The sequence below is a fragment of the Microbacterium sp. C5A9 genome (assembly GCF_022627955.1).
Lineage (GTDB): Bacteria > Actinomycetota > Actinomycetes > Actinomycetales > Microbacteriaceae > Microbacterium.
Map to the genome: position 1 here is coordinate 1 of NZ_JABXGD010000029.1, position 259 is coordinate 259.

Annotated in this window: 1 protein-coding gene; it reads right to left on the minus strand. The window is 59.1% G+C overall.

The genetic code is table 11. The annotated features are described in order from the left end of the window. Window positions 1–259 (minus strand): disulfide isomerase DsbC N-terminal domain-containing protein (locus tag HWD99_RS18360; protein WP_241797631.1); only part of this gene is annotated, 259 nt, incomplete at both ends.

Below are 259 nucleotides of genomic sequence, written 5' to 3' on the forward strand. Positions count from 1 at the left end.
GATGTGTGTCTTGGTTTCGCCGATGGCCGGGTAGACCACGGTTTCAGCCACCGGAATACCGTTGATCAGCTTGGACACACCCAGGCGTTCGGCTTTTTCGGTCAGGTTGACCGGCTTGCCGTCTTTCAACTGGAACAGGTAGCCCTGGACGATGTACTGGCCATCGGCACTGGCGTACAGCACGCGGCTGCCCTTGAGCTTGACTTCATACAGGCCGGCCATGGGGCTGGCGCTGATGCTTTCGATCGGGGTATCGAGT